This is a genomic window from Streptomyces sp. NPDC101151, assembly GCF_044768335.1.
Taxonomy (GTDB): Bacteria; Actinomycetota; Actinomycetes; order Streptomycetales; family Streptomycetaceae; genus Streptomyces.
The window spans coordinates 65,640-84,391 of record NZ_JBIWPP010000007.1; the positions used below are offsets into that span (position 1 = coordinate 65,640).

17 protein-coding genes are annotated in these 18,752 nt (G+C 71.7%); 8 read left to right on the top strand and 9 right to left on the bottom strand.

Going from position 1 to position 18,752, the window contains the following annotated elements:
- Positions 1 to 80: 80 nt before the first annotated feature.
- The 4 genes from ACIRU3_RS15495 to ACIRU3_RS15510 all read right to left on the bottom strand — a co-directional run bounded on the left by ACIRU3_RS15495 (position 81) and on the right by ACIRU3_RS15510 (position 4,234).
- Complete coding sequence (locus ACIRU3_RS15495) at positions 81 to 1,199, bottom strand: LLM class flavin-dependent oxidoreductase (protein WP_404056361.1); 1,119 nt, start codon at positions 1,197 to 1,199, stop codon at positions 81 to 83.
- A gap of 99 nt (positions 1,200 to 1,298) precedes the next feature.
- Complete coding sequence (locus ACIRU3_RS15500; protein WP_404056363.1) at positions 1,299 to 2,069, bottom strand: SDR family NAD(P)-dependent oxidoreductase; 771 nt, start codon at positions 2,067 to 2,069, stop codon at positions 1,299 to 1,301.
- Positions 2,070 to 2,078: 9 nt separating this feature from the next.
- Positions 2,079 to 3,002, bottom strand: a complete 924-nt coding sequence (locus tag ACIRU3_RS15505; protein WP_404056365.1) for an LLM class F420-dependent oxidoreductase — start codon at positions 3,000 to 3,002, stop codon at positions 2,079 to 2,081.
- Positions 2,999 to 4,234, bottom strand: a complete 1,236-nt coding sequence (locus ACIRU3_RS15510) for an amidohydrolase family protein (protein WP_404056367.1) — start codon at positions 4,232 to 4,234, stop codon at positions 2,999 to 3,001. The genes ACIRU3_RS15505 and ACIRU3_RS15510 overlap by 4 nt, the downstream gene beginning before the upstream one ends.
- A 189-nt stretch (positions 4,235 to 4,423) precedes the next feature.
- Between ACIRU3_RS15510 and ACIRU3_RS15515 the strand changes: the two genes are divergently transcribed.
- The 3 genes from ACIRU3_RS15515 to ACIRU3_RS15525 all read left to right on the top strand — a co-directional run bounded on the left by ACIRU3_RS15515 (position 4,424) and on the right by ACIRU3_RS15525 (position 8,433).
- On the top strand, positions 4,424 to 7,396 hold the full coding sequence (locus ACIRU3_RS15515) for a BTAD domain-containing putative transcriptional regulator (protein WP_404056368.1): 2,973 nt from the start codon (positions 4,424 to 4,426) through the stop codon (positions 7,394 to 7,396).
- A gap of 202 nt (positions 7,397 to 7,598) precedes the next feature.
- The gene (locus ACIRU3_RS15520) at positions 7,599 to 7,766 is read left to right on the top strand and encodes a hypothetical protein (protein ID WP_404056370.1); all 168 of its coding nucleotides are present in this window, start codon (positions 7,599 to 7,601) and stop codon (positions 7,764 to 7,766) included.
- Positions 7,767 to 7,980: 214 nt separating this feature from the next.
- Entirely contained in the window at positions 7,981 to 8,433 is a 453-nt protein-coding gene (locus ACIRU3_RS15525; RefSeq protein WP_404056372.1) for a DUF5707 domain-containing protein, read from the top strand.
- A 103-nt stretch (positions 8,434 to 8,536) separates the two neighbouring features.
- Here the strand turns inward: ACIRU3_RS15525 and ACIRU3_RS15530 are convergent, their stop codons facing one another.
- Positions 8,537 to 10,129: a FadD3 family acyl-CoA ligase gene (locus tag ACIRU3_RS15530; protein WP_404056373.1), complete on the bottom strand. Its 1,593-nt coding sequence runs from the start codon at positions 10,127 to 10,129 to the stop codon at positions 8,537 to 8,539.
- A gap of 98 nt (positions 10,130 to 10,227) precedes the next feature.
- On the opposite strand from ACIRU3_RS15530, the gene ACIRU3_RS15535 reads away from it, so the two are divergent.
- The 3 genes from ACIRU3_RS15535 to ACIRU3_RS15545 are packed head-to-tail and all read left to right on the top strand — an operon-like array spanning position 10,228 to position 12,567.
- Positions 10,228 to 11,382: a lipid-transfer protein gene (locus ACIRU3_RS15535; protein WP_404056375.1), complete on the top strand. Its 1,155-nt coding sequence runs from the start codon at positions 10,228 to 10,230 to the stop codon at positions 11,380 to 11,382.
- Positions 11,383 to 11,389: 7 nt separating this feature from the next.
- On the top strand, positions 11,390 to 11,797 hold the full coding sequence (locus ACIRU3_RS15540) for a Zn-ribbon domain-containing OB-fold protein (protein ID WP_404056377.1): 408 nt from the start codon (positions 11,390 to 11,392) through the stop codon (positions 11,795 to 11,797).
- Complete coding sequence (locus ACIRU3_RS15545; RefSeq protein WP_404056379.1) at positions 11,794 to 12,567, top strand: enoyl-CoA hydratase/isomerase family protein; 774 nt, start codon at positions 11,794 to 11,796, stop codon at positions 12,565 to 12,567. Before ACIRU3_RS15540 ends, ACIRU3_RS15545 begins: the two co-directional genes overlap by 4 nt.
- Here ACIRU3_RS15545 and ACIRU3_RS15550 read toward each other — a convergent pair.
- The 3 genes from ACIRU3_RS15550 to ACIRU3_RS15560 all read right to left on the bottom strand — a co-directional run bounded on the left by ACIRU3_RS15550 (position 12,564) and on the right by ACIRU3_RS15560 (position 16,574).
- A complete protein-coding gene (locus tag ACIRU3_RS15550) occupies positions 12,564 to 13,136 on the bottom strand; it encodes a hypothetical protein (RefSeq protein ID WP_404056381.1) in 573 nt (190 codons plus the stop codon). The genes ACIRU3_RS15545 and ACIRU3_RS15550 overlap by 4 nt on opposite strands.
- 182 nt (positions 13,137 to 13,318) lie before the next feature.
- Entirely contained in the window at positions 13,319 to 15,661 is a 2,343-nt protein-coding gene (locus tag ACIRU3_RS15555; RefSeq protein WP_404056383.1) for a PQQ-binding-like beta-propeller repeat protein, read from the bottom strand.
- Positions 15,662 to 15,851: 190 nt separating this feature from the next.
- Positions 15,852 to 16,574: a VOC family protein gene (locus tag ACIRU3_RS15560; protein ID WP_404056385.1), complete on the bottom strand. Its 723-nt coding sequence runs from the start codon at positions 16,572 to 16,574 to the stop codon at positions 15,852 to 15,854.
- Positions 16,575 to 16,708: 134 nt separating this feature from the next.
- Between ACIRU3_RS15560 and ACIRU3_RS15565 the strand changes: the two genes are divergently transcribed.
- The gene (locus ACIRU3_RS15565) at positions 16,709 to 17,344 is read left to right on the top strand and encodes a TetR family transcriptional regulator (protein WP_404056911.1); all 636 of its coding nucleotides are present in this window, start codon (positions 16,709 to 16,711) and stop codon (positions 17,342 to 17,344) included.
- A 145-nt stretch (positions 17,345 to 17,489) separates the two neighbouring features.
- Here the strand turns inward: ACIRU3_RS15565 and ACIRU3_RS15570 are convergent, their stop codons facing one another.
- Positions 17,490 to 17,951, bottom strand: a complete 462-nt coding sequence (locus ACIRU3_RS15570; protein ID WP_404056387.1) for an Lrp/AsnC family transcriptional regulator — start codon at positions 17,949 to 17,951, stop codon at positions 17,490 to 17,492.
- A gap of 82 nt (positions 17,952 to 18,033) precedes the next feature.
- Between ACIRU3_RS15570 and ACIRU3_RS15575 the strand changes: the two genes are divergently transcribed.
- Positions 18,034 to 18,654, top strand: coding sequence for a LysE family translocator (locus ACIRU3_RS15575; RefSeq protein ID WP_404056389.1), 621 nt, complete (start codon positions 18,034 to 18,036; stop codon positions 18,652 to 18,654).
- The last annotated feature ends 98 nt before the right edge of the window (positions 18,655 to 18,752 follow it).

The window sequence follows — 18,752 nt, forward strand, 5'->3', positions numbered from 1 at the left end:
AGCGCAGATACGTCGAACTCCCTGAGGGGTGCGGGGAACTGCGCGATCGGCCACCACGCACCCGCACCCGTCGACGGCGACTAGACGGCGGCCCGGAACCGCGACGTCCGATGCACAGGATCCGTGTCGATCTTCGGAATCACGTGCTCCCCGATGAGCCGGATCGTCTGCAGCGTCTCCTCCTTCGGCACCCCCACCGGCAGCCCGAAGCTCAGCTGGTCCGCCCCCGCCTGCTCCCACCGCTTGCACTGCCGCAGCACCTCGTCCGGGTCCCCGCAGATCAGCAGCTCCTCCTCGATGAGCAGCTCGACGAACTCGGGCGTGTACTGCGGCAGGGTCTCCGGCCAGACCGGGAAGCCCTCCGGCCGGGGAAACGTGTCGTGGTACCGGAACACCAGCGAGGGCAGATAGTGCAGCCCGCCGTTCACGGCGATCCCGATCGCCTCCGCATGCGTCGGCGCGCAGATCGCCGTCGTCGTCACCATCACGTTGTCGTTGACGAAGTCCCCGACCGGCTCGGCGTTCACGACCGCCGTCTTGTACTGCTCCAGCACCCACTCCATGTCGGAGACCTTCTGGATGCTGAAGCCGAGCACGCCGAGCCCCTTCCTCGCGGCCATGGCGTACGAGGGCGGCGACCCGGCCGCGTACCACATCGCCGGGTGCGACTTCCCGTACGGCTTCGGGAGCACCTTCCGCGGGGGCAGCTGCCAGTGCTTGCCCTGGAAGCCGACGTACTCGTCCTGGAGCCACATCTTCGGGAACTCGGCGATGGTCTCCTCCCAGATCTCCTTCGTGTAGTTCATGTCGGTGATGCCGGGGAGGAAGCCGAGGATCTCGTGGCTGCCGGCGCCCCGCCCGCTGCCGAACTCGAAGCGCCCCTCACTGAGGTGGTCCAGCATGGCGACCTTCTCGGCGACCTTCACCGGGTGGTTGACCTGGGCGAGCGGGTTGAAGATCCCGGAGCCCAGATGGATCCGCTCGGTCGCGTGGGCGAGGTAGCCGAGGAAGACGTCGTTGGCGGAGAGGTGCGAGTACTCCTCCAGGAAGTGGTGCTCGGAGGCCCAGGCGTACTTGAAGCCGGACTTGTCCGCCTGAATGACGTACTCGGTCTCCTCCATCAGCGCCTTGTGCTCGGCGAGCGGGTCGGTCTCGGCTCGCTTGCCCACGTATCCCTGTACAAAGAGCCCGAATTCCACGGCGGTTCACCGTCCCAAGTGTTTCTGACGATCCGTCAGATCCTGTTTGTTGGCCGACTGTCGCACCGGCCGCCTCGGCCGTCAATAGCTGACGATGAGTCAGATCACGCTGACACCCGCCAGCCATCCCCCGTCGATCACGAACGGCTGCCCGGTGATGTACGAGGAGTCGTCCGAGGTGAGGAACAGGGCGAGCCTGGCCACCTCCTCCGGCCGGCCCACCCGCCCGAGCGGCACGAGCTTGCGGTACAGCTCGTCCAGGGCGCGGCTCATCTCCTCGGGGTCCGCGTCCGGGTCGAGCCGGGCCGGGTTCGACATCGCCGTGTCGATGGCACCCGGACAGACGGCGTTGACCCGGATACGCCGGGCCGCGAGCTCCAGCGCGGCCACCCGGGTCAGCCCGAGCACGGCGTGCTTGGTGGCCGTGTACGTGCCCACGGCCGCCATCCCGGTGAGCGCGGTGTAGGAGGCGGTGTTGACGATGGTCCCGCCGTCCGTCATCTCCGGCGCGACGGCCTTCATCCCCAGGAAGCAGCCGACCTGGTTGACCTGGACGACCTGCATGAACTCGTCCAGCGGGGTGTCCACCAGCGCGTTGAAGCGCAGGATGCCCGCGTTGTTGACCAGCCCGTCGATGCGCCCGTACGCCTGCTTGACGAGCCCGACGGCCTCCTGCCAGCCCTCCTCGGTGCCCACGTCGAGATGGACGTAGAGGGCGCCTATCTCCTTGGCGAGCGCCTCCCCCTGGTCGTCCAGTACGTCGGCGACGACCACCCGCGCGCCCTCCGCCCGGAAGAGCCGCGCCTCGTGCTCGCCCTGTCCGCGCGCCGCCCCGGTGATGATGACGACACGTCCGTCCAGCTTGCCCATGTCCGCTCCTCAGTCCAGCCGGGGCGCCACCTGGGCCCCGAACGCGCCGATCTGGTCGATGAGTTCGCCGCGGCTCCGGCTGCGGAACCGCACCTGGATCTGGTGCACGCCCATCGCGCGGTACTCCCGCAGCGACTCGGCGATCCGCTCGGGCGCCCCGGTGAGGGTGCGCCGCCCGACGTCCCAGCCGGCGTCTCCGACGTAGAGAGGCTCGGTGATGGCGCCGACCGTCAGGGGGGCCTCGATGCCGTTCTCCTCGCGGAGCCGCCGCAGCCGCGCGATCTGCCCGGGCAGCCGGTCCCGTGGATCCCCCTGCGGCAGCCAGCCGTCGCCCTTCAGTGCGGCCCGGCGGACGGCGGCGGGCGAGGACCCGCCGACCCACAGGGGGATGCGCTCCTGCGCGGGCCGTGGCCGCTGTCCCAGGTCGGCGAAGTCGTACAGCTTGCCGTGGTGTTCGGGGTACTCCTCGGGCCCGAGGGCGGCCCGCAGTGCGTCGATCGCCTCGTCGAGGACGGCTCCGCGCCGCTCGAAGTCCACCTGGAGGACCTCGAACTCCTCGCGCACATGCCCCGCCCCCACACCGAGGACGAGCCGCCCGCCGGAGAGATGGTCGAGGGTGGCGTACTGCTTGGCGGTGAGCAGGGGGTGGCGCAGCCCGACGACGGCCACATGACTGAGCAGCCGGACGCGCTCGGTCACGGCGGCCAGATGGGCGAGGGTGGCGACCGGGTCGTACCAGACCGTGCTCATCGCCGGGGCCAGCCGGCGCGGAATGGCCACGTGGTCGCAGACGGCGAGGTAGTCGAACCCGGCCCGGTCCACGGCCCGCGCGATCTCGACCAGGTCGGTGGGCCCGGCGGTGGCCTCCCAGCCCTCCGTGTAGAGGGTGCTCTGCGACTGGACGGGCAGCTGGATGCCGTACGCGAGACTCACCGGGACCCCTGCCAGAGCCCGTCCGCCGTGAGCCCGAGCAGCTCGATGGCGTTCCCCCGGACGATCCGCTCGACCACGTCCGCGGGCAGGTGCCCCATCTGGGCCTCGCCGACCTCCCGGGACATCGGCCAGGTGGAGTCGGAGTGGGGGTAGTCGGTCTCGTACAGGACGTTGCCGACGCCGATGGAATCGAGGTTCCTCAGCCCGAAGGCGTCGTCGAAGAAACAGCCGTGGACATGCCCGGCGAACAGCTCGGACGGCGGCCGGTGGACCTTGTCGGCGACCCCGCCCCAGCCCCGGTTCTCCTCCCACACCACGTCGGCGCGCTCCAGGATGTACGGGATCCAGCCGATCTGGCCCTCCGCATACATGATCCTGAGGTTCGGGAAGCGCTCGAACTTGCCGCTCATCAGCCAGTCGACCATCGAGAAGCAGCAGTTGGCGAAGGTGATCGTGGAGCCGACGGCGGGCGGGGCGTCGGCGGAGGTGGAGGGCATCCGGCTGCTGGAGCCGATGTGCATGGCGACGACCGTGCCGGTCTCGTCGCAGGCCGCGAGGAACGGGTCCCACTCGTCGGTGTGGACGGACGGCAGGCCCAGGTGCGGAGGTATCTCGGAGAAGGCGACGGCCCGGACCCCGCGCGCGGCGTTGCGCCGCACCTCCTCCGCGGCCAGCCCGGCGTCCCACAGCGGGATGAGGGTGAGCGGGATGAGCCGCCCGTGCGCCTCGGGCCCGCACCACTCCTCCACCATCCAGTCGTTGTAGGCGCGCACGCAGAGCAGGGCCAGCTCCCGGTCCCGGGCCTCGGTGAAGGTCTGGCCGCAGAAGCGGGGGAAGGTGGGGAAGCAGAGGGCGGACTGGACGTGGTTGACGTCCATGTCGGCGAGGCGCTGGGGGACGTCGTACGAGCCCGCCCTCATCTGCTCGTAGGTGATGACTTCGAGCTTGATGTCGTCCCTGCTGTAGCCGACGGCCGTGTCGAGCCGGGTGAGCGGCCGGTGCAGGTCCTCGTAGACCCACCAGTCGCCCAGGGGTCCCTCGGTGCCGCCCGGTTCACCCATGACGGGCTTGAACCGCCCGCCCAGGAAGGTCATTTCCTTCAGCGGGGCGCGGACTATGCGTGGCCCGGTGTCCAGGTACTTCTTCGGGAGCCGGTCCTGCCAGACGTGCGCGGGCTCCACCGTGTGGTCGTCGACGGAGATGATCCGGGGGAAGTCGCTCTGGGTGTCCATGGCGCTCACGGTAGCGCCGATCTGACGGTCCGTCAGCTGGTGGACCGGGGCGACTGTGTGCGAAGACCGTGTGAGGGCCTTGTGTACTGCGGCGCACCGGTCTGTGATCGGCGTCTCCCACGGCTGACGCAACCGCCCCGAACAAGGCAAACTGACGGAGTTGTTCGTGATGCCTAGGGGGGCGAACGCATGGACGGTCGGCCGCGCGTACCTGAGCAGCGGCGTTCCGGCTCCGCGGCTGTCGCGGAGCCGGCGACGTTGCGCTTCGGCGTGCTCGGACCGGTGCGGGCCTGGCGCGGCGAGGAGACGCTGAACACCGGCTCCCCGCAGCAGCGCGCCCTGCTGGCCGCCCTGCTGCTGCGCGAGGGCCGTACGGCGACGGCGGCGGAGCTGATCGACGCGCTCTGGGGCACCGAGCCGCCGTCCCAGGCGCTGGCGGCGCTGCGGACGTACGCCTCCCGGCTGCGCAAGATCCTGGACCCCGGGGTCCTGGCCAGCGAGTCCGGCGGCTACGCGGTGCGGGGCCTCGGCGAGGGCGCACTGGACCTGGCGGTGGCGCAGGAGCTGGCGGCGGAGGCGGAGAAGGCGCGCGGCGCGGGGGATCCGTCCCGTGCGCGGGAGGTGCTGAACCGGGTCCTGGCGCTGTGGGACGGCGAACCGCTCGCCGGGGTGCCGGGCCCGTACGCGGACGCGCAGCGGGTCCGGCTGGAGGAATGGCGACTGCAACTCCTCGAGTCCCGCCTGGACATGGACCTGGAGCAGGGCTGCCATGCGGAGGCGGTCTCGGAACTGACCGCCCTGACGGCCGCGCACCCCCTCCGTGAGCGGCTGCGCGAACTGCTGATGCTGGCCCTGTACCGCAGCGGGCGGCAGGCGGAGGCGCTGGCGGTGTACGCGGACACGCGGCGCCTGCTGGCGGAGGAGCTGGGCGTGGACCCGCGGCCGGGCCTGCGCGAACTGCAGCAGCGGATCCTCCAGGCGGACCCGGCGCTCGCGGAACCCTCCACTCCCGCGGCGGAGCCTGCCGTGGTGCCGGTGCGCCCGGCCCAGCTGCCGGCTTCGGTCCCCGACTTCACGGGGCGCGCCGCTTTCGTGGACGAGCTGAGCGCGGTGCTGGCGTCGGCGTCCGAGGCGGCGGCCGAGGGCCGCGTGATGGCGGTGTCGGCGCTGGCCGGGATCGGGGGCGTGGGCAAGACGACGCTGGCGGTGCACGTCGCCCACCGGGCACGCCCGGCGTTCCCGGACGGGCAGCTGTACGTCGACCTGCAGGGCGCGGGACCACGGCCCGCGGAACCGGAGACGGTGCTCGGCTCCTTCCTGCGCGCCCTGGGCACGGCGGACTCGGCGATCCCGGACAGCCTGGAGGAGCGAGCGGCCCTGTACCGGTCCGTACTGGACGGCCGCCGGGTCCTGGTCCTGCTGGACAACGCGAAGGACGCGGCACAGGTACGGCCGCTGCTCCCGGGGACGGAGGGCTGCGCGGCCCTGGTGACCTCCCGGGTACGGATGCTGGACCTGGCCGGGGCACACCTGGTGGACCTGGACGTCATGTCCCCGGACGAGGCGCTCGCCCTGTTCACGAAGATCGTGGGCGAGGAGCGGGTGGCGGCGGAACGCGAGGCGGCGCTGGACGTGGTGGCCGCGTGCGGCTTCCTCCCCCTGGCGATCCGCATCGCGGCCTCCCGCCTGGCGGCCCGCCGCACCTGGACGGTGTCGGTCCTGGCCGCGAAGCTGGCGGACGAGCGCCGCCGCCTGGACGAACTCCAGGCCGGCGACCTGGCCGTCAAGGCGACGTTCGAGCTGGGCTACGGGCAGCTGGAGCCGGCCCAGGCCCGGGCGTTCCGTCTGCTCGGCCTGGCGGACGGCCCGGACATGTCGCTGGCCGCGGCCGCGGCGGCCCTGGATCTGCCTCTGGAGGAGACGGAGGACCTGCTGGAGTCCTTGGTCGACACGTCCCTGCTGGAGTCGGCGGCACCCGGGCGCTACCGCTTCCACGACCTGGTCCGGCTCTACGCGCGTGCCTGTGCGGAAAGGGACGAACAGCCGCGTGGTGAGCGGGAGGCCGCGATGTCGCGGTTGCTGGACTTCTATCTGGCCACGGCGGCGGGGGTCTATGCGATCGAGCGGCCGGAGGACCGACTGGTGGATCACCTGGAGGCGACGGAGTACCCGGGGCTGACATTCGAGGACCGTCATCAGGCCCAGGACTGGCTGTATGCCGAGGCGATCTGCATGCTGGCGTGCGTGCGGCAGTCCACGAGCCCGGCCAGGCTGCCGCGCGCTGTCGATCTGCTGTGGGCGGCCATGGACCTGACGGAGTCCGGCGCCAACTCCAGGGAGTACGAGACGACCGGGATGTCCACACGCGCGGCCGCGAGCACCGTCGGGGACCAACGCACGGAAGCGAGAGCTCTCGTCACCCTGGCCAACGGTCACCACGTCTCGGGCCGGTTCGAGCTCGCGGATCAGGAGGCCGCCGAGGCCTACCGGCTGGCGCAGGTGGCCGGAGACCCCCTCACCAGTTGCTGGGCGTCCAACGTGCTCGGCGTCATCGCGCTCTACCAGGGCCGCAACGAAGACGGTGAGACACACCTGACCCGCGCCATCGACAGCTTCCGCGACCACGGAGACCGCGCCGGTGAGGCGGCCGCCATGTGCAACCTCTCGCGGATCCATCTGGCCTTGGGGCGAACCGCGAGCGCGGTGTCTCTGGCCCAGCAGGTCACCGACATGTACGACGACATGGGACACGCGCTGCGAGGGGCCAACGGCCGCTACGCACTGGGCCTCGCACTCACCCAGAGCGGTCGTTACGCGGAGGCCACCGACCGCCTCCAGGAAGCCCTGGAGGTCTTCCGCGACAGCCGGCAGCGGCTGTGGGAGGGCATGACCCTCTTCCGCCTCGCCGAGGTCGACCTCGCAGCCCGGCGTCTGGCACAGGCCGCCACCAACGCGGAGTCGGCCCTGACCCTCCTGCGCGGGATCGGCGGCGAGTGGCGGCGCGCCAATGTGCTCACCGCGCTCGGCCGGGCGCTGAGCGGCATCGGGCAGAGCGGTCGTGCGCAGGTGTGCCTGCAGGAGGCGCTGGCCATCTTCGAGGCACTCGGTGCAGCGGAAGCCGATGAGGTGAGGGCTCTGCTCAAGCCGCTCGCGGTGGCCTGAGAGCAGGCTCCTGCACGTTCATCGTTCGTTTATCGCCGCACGGCACTCTCAGTGGTGTCGATCCGTCGCCTCGGGGGGCAGACGGGACGTCACATGGCCGCGCCTTAAGGTGTACCGGCCCAGAAGTGCCCGCTCGGCGGCCCTAGGGGGAGCTGCCGGGCGGGCCTTTCGACCCATCGCACAGAGCATCAGGGGAGCAGACATGAGCGACGCCAAGAAGAAGCCGGCGACGGAGACCTCGGCCGCCGAGGTGACCACGCTGAACACGCACGCCACCAGTGAGCCGCTGAAGCCGACCACTGTGGCGGCGGGCGAGGACTCCGGCGTGGCCACTCCGGACAACACCCACGCCACCGACGAGAAGGCCTGACCAGACCTTTCACCCGACGGGGATCGGCCGCGGCGGCGCGGAGGGGGAGCCGTCGCGGCCGAGGTGTGTCCGGAGCCTGATCCACGCGGAAGCACCCAGGCCGAGTTGAGTACCTGTGCTCACGTCCGGGGTGTCCCGGCATTGCGAGTATCGGCGCAGCGGCGCGAACGACAGCGCCGGCTCCATCCAGCTGAGACAGTTACGGAGACTCGCCATGTCCCGACGTATCGCCCTGTCCGTGGCCGCCGGTGTCGTCGTCCTCGGAGGCGCCGGAGCCTTCGCTCTCGCCCACGCCGGAGAGCAGCCGCCCGCGCTGGCCCACAGCACCGCCCGCTACGCGGCCCCCGGCGGCGACCGGGACGGCTCGTTCACCTTCACCACCGAGGTCACGGCGTCCTCCGGGGTCAAGAGCGTGAGGGTTCTGGCCTGGCCCGCGCACTCCTCGCTCGCCGGGAAGGAGCCGACCGCCAAGGAGCTGGCCGAAGCCGACCCGGCCACCTGCAAGCCCGCCGGCGAGGACACCGTGCGGTGCGCCTACAGGACCGCCGTGACCGGCCCCGAGGCCGCCTCGGCCCCGCGCGGTCCCTGGCACGTCGCCGTGCTCGCCACCGCCGAGAACGGCACCACCACCCTGGACACCAAGGCGGCCGGCTTCACCTTCGGCTGAGCAGACCGCGGAGACAGCCGAGGGCGCTGCCCCACGAGGACGCGCGCGTTCCCTCACCGGGCGGTCCGACGGCGACCGGAAGCCGCCGCCCGGCAGCATCGGCTCACCGCCCCCGCAACTCCCCCTTCACCACTTTGCCGCTCGCGTTCCGCGGCAGCTCCCCCACGAACTCCACCGCCCTCGGCACCTTGTAGTTCGCCATCTCGCGGCGGGACCAGGCGATCAGGTCGTCACAGGTCAGGGTCGAGTCCGGGCGGCGGACCACGAACGCCTTGCCCACCTCGCCCAGCCGGGCGTCGGGGACGCCGATCACCGCCGCGTCGGCCACGTCCGGGTGCAGGGCGAGGAGCTGCTCTATCTCGGCGGGATACGCGTTGAAGCCGCCGACTATGAACATGTCCTTGAGACGGTCCGTGATGCGGAGGTTGCCGGCCGGGTCCAGGACACCGACGTCGCCCGTGCGCAGCCAGCCGTCCGGGGAGACCACCTCGTCCGTCGCCGCCTGGTCCTCGTAGTAGCCGCGCATGACGTTGAAGCCCCGGACCAGTACCTCCCCGGGCGTGCCGGGCTGTGCCGGTGCGCCCCCGGGATCGACGACCCTCACCTCCGTGCCCGGGATCGCGCGGCCGGACGTGGAGGCGATCACCGACGGGTCGTCGCCGCGGCGGCACATCGTGACGATGCCGCTCGCCTCGGACAGGCCGTAGGCGGTGAGGACCGTGCCGACGCCCAGTTCCTGGCGCAGGCGTTCCACCAGCCGCAACGGCACCACGGCCGCGCCCGTGACCACGAGCCGCAGCGCCGCCAGGTCGTGCGCGTCCCGGGCCGGATGGTCCAGCAGGGACTGGTGCAGGGTCGGCGGGCCCGGCAGGACCGAGACCCGCTCCGCCGCTATGTTCGCCAGGGCCGTGTCCACGTTGAACACCGGCTGGGGGATCATCGTCGCCCCGCGCATCAGGCACGCGATCACGCCGGCCTTGTAGCCGAAGGTGTGGAAGAAGGGGTTGACGATCAGGTAGCGGTCCGTGGTGCGCAGGCCTGCCAGGTCCGCCCAGATCTCGTACGCGGTCAGCGTCTGCCCGTGGGTGATCAACGCCCCCTTGGGGCGGCCCGTCGTCCCCGAGGTGAAGATGATGTCCGAGAGGCTGCCGCCTTCCAACTCGTCCTCACGAGCCCGCACTTCGGATTCTCCCACCCCCTCCCCACCTGCCAGGAAGTCCTTCCAGGTGCGGAAGTCCTGCGGTGCGTCGTCCGAGAGAACCACCACCTGGTCCAGGGCCGGGAGCCCGGGCAGCGGGTGGCCGGCGCCGTCCGAGGGGCCCGCCGCCCGCCTCAGTGACGCCACGTACGACGTGCCCAGGAACGTGCCCGTGACGAACAGCAGCCGTGCCCCGCTGCGGCGCAGCACGTCCGCCGCCTCCGTGCCCTTGAAGCGGGTGTTCAGCGGCACCAGCACCGCGCCCGCCGACACCGCGCCCAGCGCCGCGACGATCCAGTCCAGGGAGTTGGGGGCCCAGACGGCGACCCGGTCGCCGATCCGCACGCCGCTCGCCATGCAGGCGGCCGCCGCACGCTCCACCCGGGCGCCCAGCTCCGCGTACGTGATCCTCGTACGGCCCTCGACCACCGCCTCGGTGTCCGCGTACCGCTCGGCCGACGACCGCACCAGACGAGGAATGGTGCCCCAATCGCTCACAGCAGACCTCCCCCACACACATAGCTGACTGACCGTCAGATTAGCTGTAATCTGACGGGCTGTCAGCAGCTGGGCAGGCTCGCGGAGGTGGGTGCACCATGGCAGGAACGGGGCTGAAAGACGCCACCGCCATCGTCGGGATAGGACAGACCCCATTCGCCAGACAGCTCCCGGAGGACGAGAAGACACTCGCCTGCCGGGCCGTCGTCGCCGCACTCGACGACGCCGGGATCGCGCCCGGCGAGGTCGACGCCCTCGCCTCCTACACCATGGAGGAGACCGACGAGGTGGAGCTGGCGAAGGCGGTCGGCTTCGGTGATCTGACCTTCTTCAGCAAGGTGGGGTACGGGGGCGGCGGCTCCTGTGCGACCGTCGCGCATCTCGCCGCCGCCATCGCCGCCGGGCAGGCCACCGTCGGGGTCGCCTGGCGGTCGCGCAAGCGGGGCAGCGGACCCCGGCCGTGGACCAACACCGCCGTCCAGCTGCCCACTCCGGCCCAGTGGACCCGGCCCTTCGGACTGCTTCGGCCAGCCGACGAGATCGCCATGCTGGCACGGCGGTACATGCACGAATACGGCGCCACCCGGGATCACCTGTTCAACGTCGCTCTCGCCTGCCGGAACCGGGCCAACCAGAATCCCGCCGCGGTGATGTACGAGCGGCCGCTCACGCGCGAGATGTACATGACCTCCCGCTGGATCAGTGAGCCCCTCTGCCTCTTCGACAACTGCCTGGAGACGGACGGGGCGCTGGCCTGCGTGGTCGTCAGCAGAGAACGGGCCCGGGACTGCGCCGAGCGGCCCGTCTACGTCCACTCCGCCGCCCAGGGCCTGCCCGCCCAGCACCACGGCATGGTCAACTACTGGAACGACGACCCCCTCACCGGCCCGGCCTGGACCGCCGCCCGGCATCTGTGGAAGCACGCCGACCTCACGCCCGAGGACGTGGACGTGGCGCAGATCTACGACGCGTTCACGGCCCTGATACCCCTCTCGCTGGAGGGGTACGGCTTCTGCGGCAGAGGGGAGGGCGGGGCCTTCACCGAGCAGGGGGCCCTGGAGATCGGGGGGCGGCTGCCCGTCAACACCGGTGGCGGCGGGCTCTCCGAGGCCTATGTGCACGGCTTCAACCTCATCAACGAAGGGGTGAAGCAGCTGCGCGGCACCAGTACCGCGCAGGTTCCCGGGGCCGCCACCTGTCTGGTCACCGCCGGCGAGGGTGTCCCCACCTCCGCCCTTCTGCTGAGGAGTTGAGCCAGCCATGCTGACCCCCGTCACCGACACCGACGGCGCCCCCTTCTGGGAGTACGCCGCCCGCGGCGAGCTGCGCGTCCAGGCCTGCACCGACTGCGGCGAGCCCCGCTTCCCGCCCCGGCCCTGCTGCCCGCACTGCCAGTCCTTCGCGAGCGAGTGGCGGCCCGTCTCGGGGCGCGGGCGCGTGTGGTCCTACGTCGTGCCCCATCCGCCGCTGCTGCCCGACTACGCGGAGCAGGCGCCGTACAACGTGATCGTCGTGGAGCTGGAGGACGCGCCCCGGATACGGCTCGTCGGGAATCTGGTGAGCCGCGCCGGGGCACGGCTCGACTCCCTCGACCCGCAGCGCGTCAGGATCGGCGCCCGGGTCCAGGTCGTCTTCTCCGGCGGGCTCCCGCAGTGGGTGCCGGCGTGAACACCCTCGATCTCCTGGCGGACAAGGACGCCGGCGTCGCCGTCGTCACCCTGAACCGGCCCGAGCGGCTCAACGCGATCGACGGCGCCATGGCCCGGGAACTCGTCGAGGTCTGGCGCGAGGTGCGGTTCGACGACTCCGTGCGGGCCGTCGTCCTCACCGGGGCCGGGGAGCGGGCCTTCTGCACGGGCATCGACCGGGACTTCGTCGTCCCGCAGCCCTCGTCGCCGTACATGCAGGACGATCCGCTGCTGGGCATCGGGCCCAAGGCGAACGACCTGTGGAAGCCGGTCGTGGCCGCCGTGCGGGGCATGGCCTGCGGCGGGGCCTTCTATCTGCTGGGCGAGAGCGAGTTCGTCGTCGCGGACACCACGGCCGCCTTCTTCGATCCGCACACGACGTACGGGATGGTGAGCGCGTACGAGTCCATGCTCATGGCCCAGCGGATGCCGCACGGGGAGGTGGCGCGGATGATGCTCATGGGGACCGCGGAACGGATCTCCGCGCAGCGCGCCCTCGAGATCGGCCTGGTCTCCGAACTCACCGAGCCGGGCGGGGCGTTGGCGGCGGCCGTACGGTGCGCCCGCGTCATCGCCGGGCATCCGGCGGAGGGCGTGCAGGGAACCGTACGAGCCCTGTGGGCGGCCAAGGAGGCGGCGCGCGCGCAGGCGTTCGCGCAGGCGCCGCATCTCATCGCCCTCGGCAATCTGCCGGCGGAACGGCAGACGGAACTGTTCACCGGGAGGCGGAGGGAGTACCGGGTGCGCTAGCTGAGCGGGGCTTCCCGGTCCGCCGCGCAGTGGTCGACCGATGGCAGGAGGCGCTTGCCGAGCGTGACCCGGGTGGTCGCCCTGCCGTTCGCGGGCACGGACACTTCGGCGGATGCGTTGTTCAGGAGGAGGGTGCCGTCGGCGTCGTAGAAGGTGACCCGGGCCTGGAAGTCGGCCCTGCGGCTGTTCGGGTTGGTGATCTCGACCGTCGCGTACGGCGTCTGCTCGCTCGCGCAGCTGATCAGCTTCGCCGTCCCGTCCGCGAGCGGCCTGCCGGTGCTGCCGCTGGAGGACGTGGCTCGGTTCGTGGGCCGGCGGTGGTAGCCGCCCGTGCCGCCGCTGCTCCCGTAACCGTCGTCGTCCGAGTCGTCGTAGGACGACCCGCCGCCGTACGAACCGCCCCCGGACGTCGACGACGACGAACTGTCGTGGTCCTGGTGCGAACTGCTGCACCCGCCGCCGCTGCCGCTGTGCCGGCTGTGACCATGGCCCCGTGAGAAGCCCGTCAGAGCCAGTACCACCAGTGCCAGTACGGCCGTAAGCCTGAGTCCGCGCCCCCGATGCCTCATACCATCACCCTATCGGGGCATCCGGCGTCGCTCACGCTCCGCGTGGCGGCGCATGCGCACCGGGGCTAGCGTCTTGTCCGGGAGAGCGGCGACGTCAGCGCCGCTCACCAGGGCCGGCGGCCGCCGTCCGAACCCTTCCGTGTACCCGTACGACGGCCGTCACCCGACCAGGCCCGCCCCGGTCAGGCGGTGCGGGCCGTTCCCGTCCCCTTCTCCGCGTCGAGCGCGTACACGCAGCGGTCCTTGCTGCACGCGTACACCACCCCGTCCTTGACGACCGGCGAGCCGGTGATCTCGCCGCCGGTGGCGAGCTTCCAGCGCAGGCGGCCGTCGTCGGCCTTGAGGGTGTAGAGGAGATGGTCGGTGGAGCCGAAGTGGATGCGGCCCTCGGCGACCGAGGGTGCGCCCACGACCTCGCCGCCGGCCTGGAAGCGCCACTTGGGGGTGCCGGTGACCGCGTCCAGGGTGTACAGACCCCTGCCGCTGCCGACGTGGACGTGCCCGGCCGCCACCAGGACCGGCTCGATGGAGGAGCGGGCCTCGGTGGCGATGCGCCAGCGGTCGCGGCCGTCGGTGGCGTCGAGGGCGTAGACCGTGCCCAGGTAGTCGGCGAGGTAGACGCCGCCGCCGGTGACGGCGGGGCCGGGGGCGAAGGCGGGCGGACAGAGGAAGACCGCGGGTGCCTCGAAGTGCCAGCGCACCATGCCGCTCGCCACGTCGATCGCGAGGACACGGGTGCCGGCCGTGACGTAGACGTAGCCGTCGGGGGCCGGGGTGATGCGGACCGGGACGCCGCCGCAGGAGGCCGCGTCGCCGATGGGGTAGGACCAGCGCTCTTCGCCGGTGCGGGCCTCCAGGGCGCGCAGCCGGGCGTCCTGCCAGACGTAGACGGTGCCGTCGTGGACGGCGGGGCCGGACTCGGGGGACTCGAAGTCGGTCTGGCAGCCGGAGATCTCCCACAGCTTCTGGCCGCCCGAGGCTTCCCAGGCCTGGACGCCGCCGCCGCGGGTGCCGGTGACGACCGTGCCGCGGTCGGCGTGCAGGGAGTACACCCAGGCGTCCGTGGACAGCCGCCACAGGTCGCCGCCCTCGCGGGCGTCCAGGGCGAACAGGGTGGGGCCGTCGGAGGCGTGGATGCGGCCGTCGGCGACCGCCATGGACCAGGCGACGTCCCGGGTCTTGAAGCGGCGCCGGCCGGTGGCCACGTCCAGGGCGTGCACCTCGAAGGAGGTGACGTAGACGAGGTCGCCGTCGACGGACGGGGTGCCCCAGACGTCGTTGGACATGCGGAAACGCCAGGGGCGCCAGCCGGACGCGGTCTCCGGGGGCACGGCCGGGGCGGGGGGTACGGCGGGGTCGACACCGTTGACGCCGGGACGGGGGCGGGACCAGCTGGCGACCAGACCGGCCTCCGGCGGGGGTGCCTTGACGGCGGCGGCGCGGGCGTCGGCGACCCGGGGGCCGGGGCCGATGGGCACCTGGGCGCCGGCCAGGCGGACCGGGCCGGTGCCGGGGGCGCCGACCGGTGCGGGGGCCGGGACCGCGGGCTCGTAGGACGGGGGCGGCGGCAGGGCCGACCGGCCGCCGCTGCGGGGGCCGGGCCCGGTGGGGGCCGGCTTGACGGCGGGGCGGCCGCCGCGCCGGGCCTCGATGAGGCCGACGGCCTTCTCGGGCAGCCAGGCGGAGGCGGTGCCGCTGTCGTCGGAGCCGGAGCCGAAGAGATGCGGGGCGAGCTGGGCCTGGAGGTCCGCGGGGTTGGGCCGGCCGGTGGCCTCCATCTGCATGCAGGACTCGATCAGCGGGCGCAGCTCGTCCGGGAGGCCGGTGAGGTCCGGGCCCTCACGGAGCAGCATGAAGACGGTCTCGACGGGATTGGCGCCGTGGAAGGGCGGGTGTCCGGTGGCGGCGAAGACCAGCATCGAGCCGAGCGAGAAGACGTCGCTGGCGCCCGTGACGCTGCGGGAGTCCTTGGCCTGTTCGGGGGACATGTAGGCGGGGGTGCCGACGGCGACGTTCGTCATCGTCAGACGGGTGTTCGAGACTCCGGAGGCGATACCGAAGTCGATCACCCGGGGGCCGTCCTCGACCACCAGGACGTTGGAGGGCTTCAGGTCGCGGTGGACCAGGCCGGCGCCGTGGATGGACTGCAGGGCCTCGGCCACACCCGCCGCCAGCCAGCGCACCGCCTGGGCCGGGAGCGGCCCGCAGTCGTTCACTATTTCTTCGAGGGAGGGCGCGGGGACATAGGCCGTGGCGAGCCAGGGCACGGCGGCGCGCGGGTCGGCGTCGACGACGGCCGCCGTGTAGAAGCCGGAGACCGCGCGGGCCGCCTCCACCTCGCGGGTGAAGCGGACACGGAAGAGCTGGTCCTCGGCCAGCTCGGTGCGGACCGTCTTGATCGCCACTCGCCGGCCGGACGCCGAGCGCGCCAGATAGACCAGCCCCATGCCGCCGGCCCCCAGCCGGCCGAGCACCTCGAACGGCCCGATCCGCCGCGGATCGTGCTGCGTCAGCTGATCCACCACTTGCCTGCCACCTCCCCGTACGAGCCGCGCCACCCACATATGTACGCGACCGAGGTGCAGCGTCTCACCACCGCACCGCTCTGGCGGCACACACCCCGATTCTTCCTGGCCGGGCGCCTGGTTGCGAACCCGGTGATGAATCGGGGTGTCTCATGCCCAATACGGTCAATTCGTCGCCGTGGTGTCCGCCTCACCGCTGCAGTACCGCGAACGACGCCCCTTGATTGTCGGTGACGACGGCCACTCGTCCGTACGACGTCTCGAAGGGTGGCACCTGGACCCGTCCGCCGAGCCGCTGCACGGCCGCGACGGCGTCGTCCAGGTCCGTCACCCGGAAGTGCGCGAGGAAGTGCGGGGGCATCTCGGCCGGGAAGACGTCGGAGACGTCCGCGCGGCCGAAGTCGGGTTCGGCATCGGCGCCGAACAGGGCCTCGTGGAAGAGGTCGCCGTAGAAGACGTTGGCAGTGGCGGTGTCGCGGGTGTACAGCTCGGCCCAGACGAACGTGTTCGGCTCGCGCCGCCGTCCGAAGCCGGGGTGGCTGCCCGGCTGCCACAGGCCGAACACCGCGCCGTCGGGGTCGGCGGCCAGAGCGGCCGTACCCAGGTCCTCCAGCGGCGTGGGGGCCATCACGACCTGTCCGCCGGCCGCCGTGATCCGCCGGGTGAGCGCCTCTGCGTCCGGGGTGGCGAAGTACACCGTCCAGACGGTGGGCAGCCGGCCGTCCGCCTTCGGGGCCAGCGAGGCGACAGGCTCGCCGCCCAGCCGGGCCAGCACGGACGAGCCGAACGCGACCTCGAAGGTCCACCCGAAAAGCTCACCGTAGAACCGCTTGCCCGCCTCGACGTCGGACAGCTGGGCATCCACCCAGCAGGGGACGCCCTCTCCGTACACCGATGCCCTGTTTTCGGCCATGCCGCCAAAGTAACCGCGTCGCGCGCACCCCGCAGACCAGCCGCACCACCCCCGATACACCCGTGCACCCCATTTGCAGTCGGCCGAATCGCGCTCCGATCACCCCTCGGTAAGCTGACGGCATGACAGGACAAGTGCGTACCGTCGACGGCCGCGTGGCCGGCCGGCGTGGGCAGGCGACCCGGCAGAAGCTGCTCGACTGCCTCAGCGAGATGCTCAGCTCCTCCCCCTACCGGGACGTCAAGGTCATCGATGTCGCCCGGAAGGCGGGCACTTCGCCCGCGACCTTCTACCAGTACTTCCCGGACGTCGAGGGCGCCGTCCTGGAGATCGCCGAGCAAATGGCCACCGAGGGCGCCGGGTTGACCGAGCTGCTCGAAGGGCGCAGCTGGGCCGGCAAGTCGGGCTGGCAGACCGCGCAGGAACTCGTGGACGGCTTCCTGGAGTTCTGGCGGAAGAACGACGCGATTCTGCGCGTGGTCGATCTCGGCGCGGCCGAGGGGGACAAACGGTTCTACAAGATCCGCATGAAGATTCTGAACTCGGTGAACAACTCCCTCGCGGAGTCCATCGCCGAACTGCAGGCCAAGGGCAGGGTCGACAAGGACGTGAACCCCGCCGCGATCGCGGGCTCGCTGGTCGCGATGCTCGCCGCGGTGGCCTCGCACCAGAAGGGCTTCTCGTCCTGGGGCGTCAAACAGGCCGAACTCAAGCCGAACCTGGCGCTGTTGGTGCACCTGGGCGTGACCGGCAAGAAGCCGACGAAGTAGCAGGCGGCCTTTTCCACGTCCCAAGTCCTGTCTGGCAGGCGGCGGTTCACCCGAGTGGACCGCCGCCTGTCTTCATCTTCGGCTCCGAGCGCGTGCAGAGCAGGTCGCGTCGGGCCCGCCGGGCCGTACCGCTATCCCCGTACCGCTATCCCCGCGCCGCAGGCAGCGGCCGGTCCTGCACCACGTGCTTCATCACCAGCGTGGACGTGAGCCGCTGCACCCCGGGCAGGGTCGCGAGCCGCTCGTCGTACAGCCGTTGGAAGGCCGCGAGGTCGGCGGTGGCCACCCGCAGCAGATAGTCGGGCTCGCCGAACAGCCGCTGCGCGTCGAGGACGTGCTCCAGCTCGCTGACCGCCCGCTCGAACTCGACGACCGTGTCCCGGTCCTCCTGCCGCATGGAGACGAAGACCAGCGCCTCGAAGTTCAGCCCGAGGGCGGCCGCGTCCACCACCGCCCGGTAGCCCTGGATGGCACCGGAGCGCTCCAGCTCGCGCAGCCGCCGGTGGCAGGGCGAGACGCTGAGGCGCACCCGGGCGGCCAGCTCGGTCACGGTCAGCCGTCCGTCCTGCTGCAGCTCGGCAAGAATTTTCCGGTCCACGTCATCCATGAAGAAGATAATTGCTCAGATCCTCCGATCATGGGCAAATTTCAGGAACACTTTCGGGCCATTCACGCCTAATGTCCCCAGCATGGATCCGGGACTGCTCTTCTCCTTTCTCGTCGTCGACCTGCTGCTGGTGTGCGTACCCGGCGCCGACTGGGCGTACGTCATCACGACCGCCCTGCGCGGCCGCCCGGTGGCGCGCGCGGTGGCGGGCCTGGTCTGCGGGTACGCCCTGCACACGGTCCTGGCGACGGCGGGGCTCGCGGTCCTGGTGGCGGGCTCGCCCCGGCTGCTGACGGCGCTGACGGTGGCGGGCGCCGGGTATCTGCTGTGGCTGGGCTGGAGGGTGCTGCGCCGCCCGGCCGTCCCGGGGACGGCCCAGGAGACCGCCGACGCGGACGGGCGCCTCTTCCTGCGGGGCGCCACGATCAGCGGCCTGAACCCCAAGGGCCTGCTGCTCTATTTCTCGGTGCTCCCCCAGTTCCTCACCCTCCGGGGCGCCCACCTGCCCGTGCCCGCACAGACCGTGGCACTCGGCCTGCTGCACATGGCGTGCTGCGCGGCGGTGTACCTCAGTGTCGGCGCCCTGGCCCGCGCCCTGCTGGCGGCCCGCCCGGCGGCGGCCCGCGCGGTCACCCGAACCTCGGGTGCGGCGATGCTGGGAATCGGCGCGTTCTTGCTGGTGGAACGGCTGGCGACGCTCTAGCAGCAGAGCCACCGGCCGCGACGCGGCAGCCTCGATGACAGGCCACCGGTCGTCGGCCGTGCGGCGTACGGGCAGCGCGATCCTGTCGAGCGGCGCCT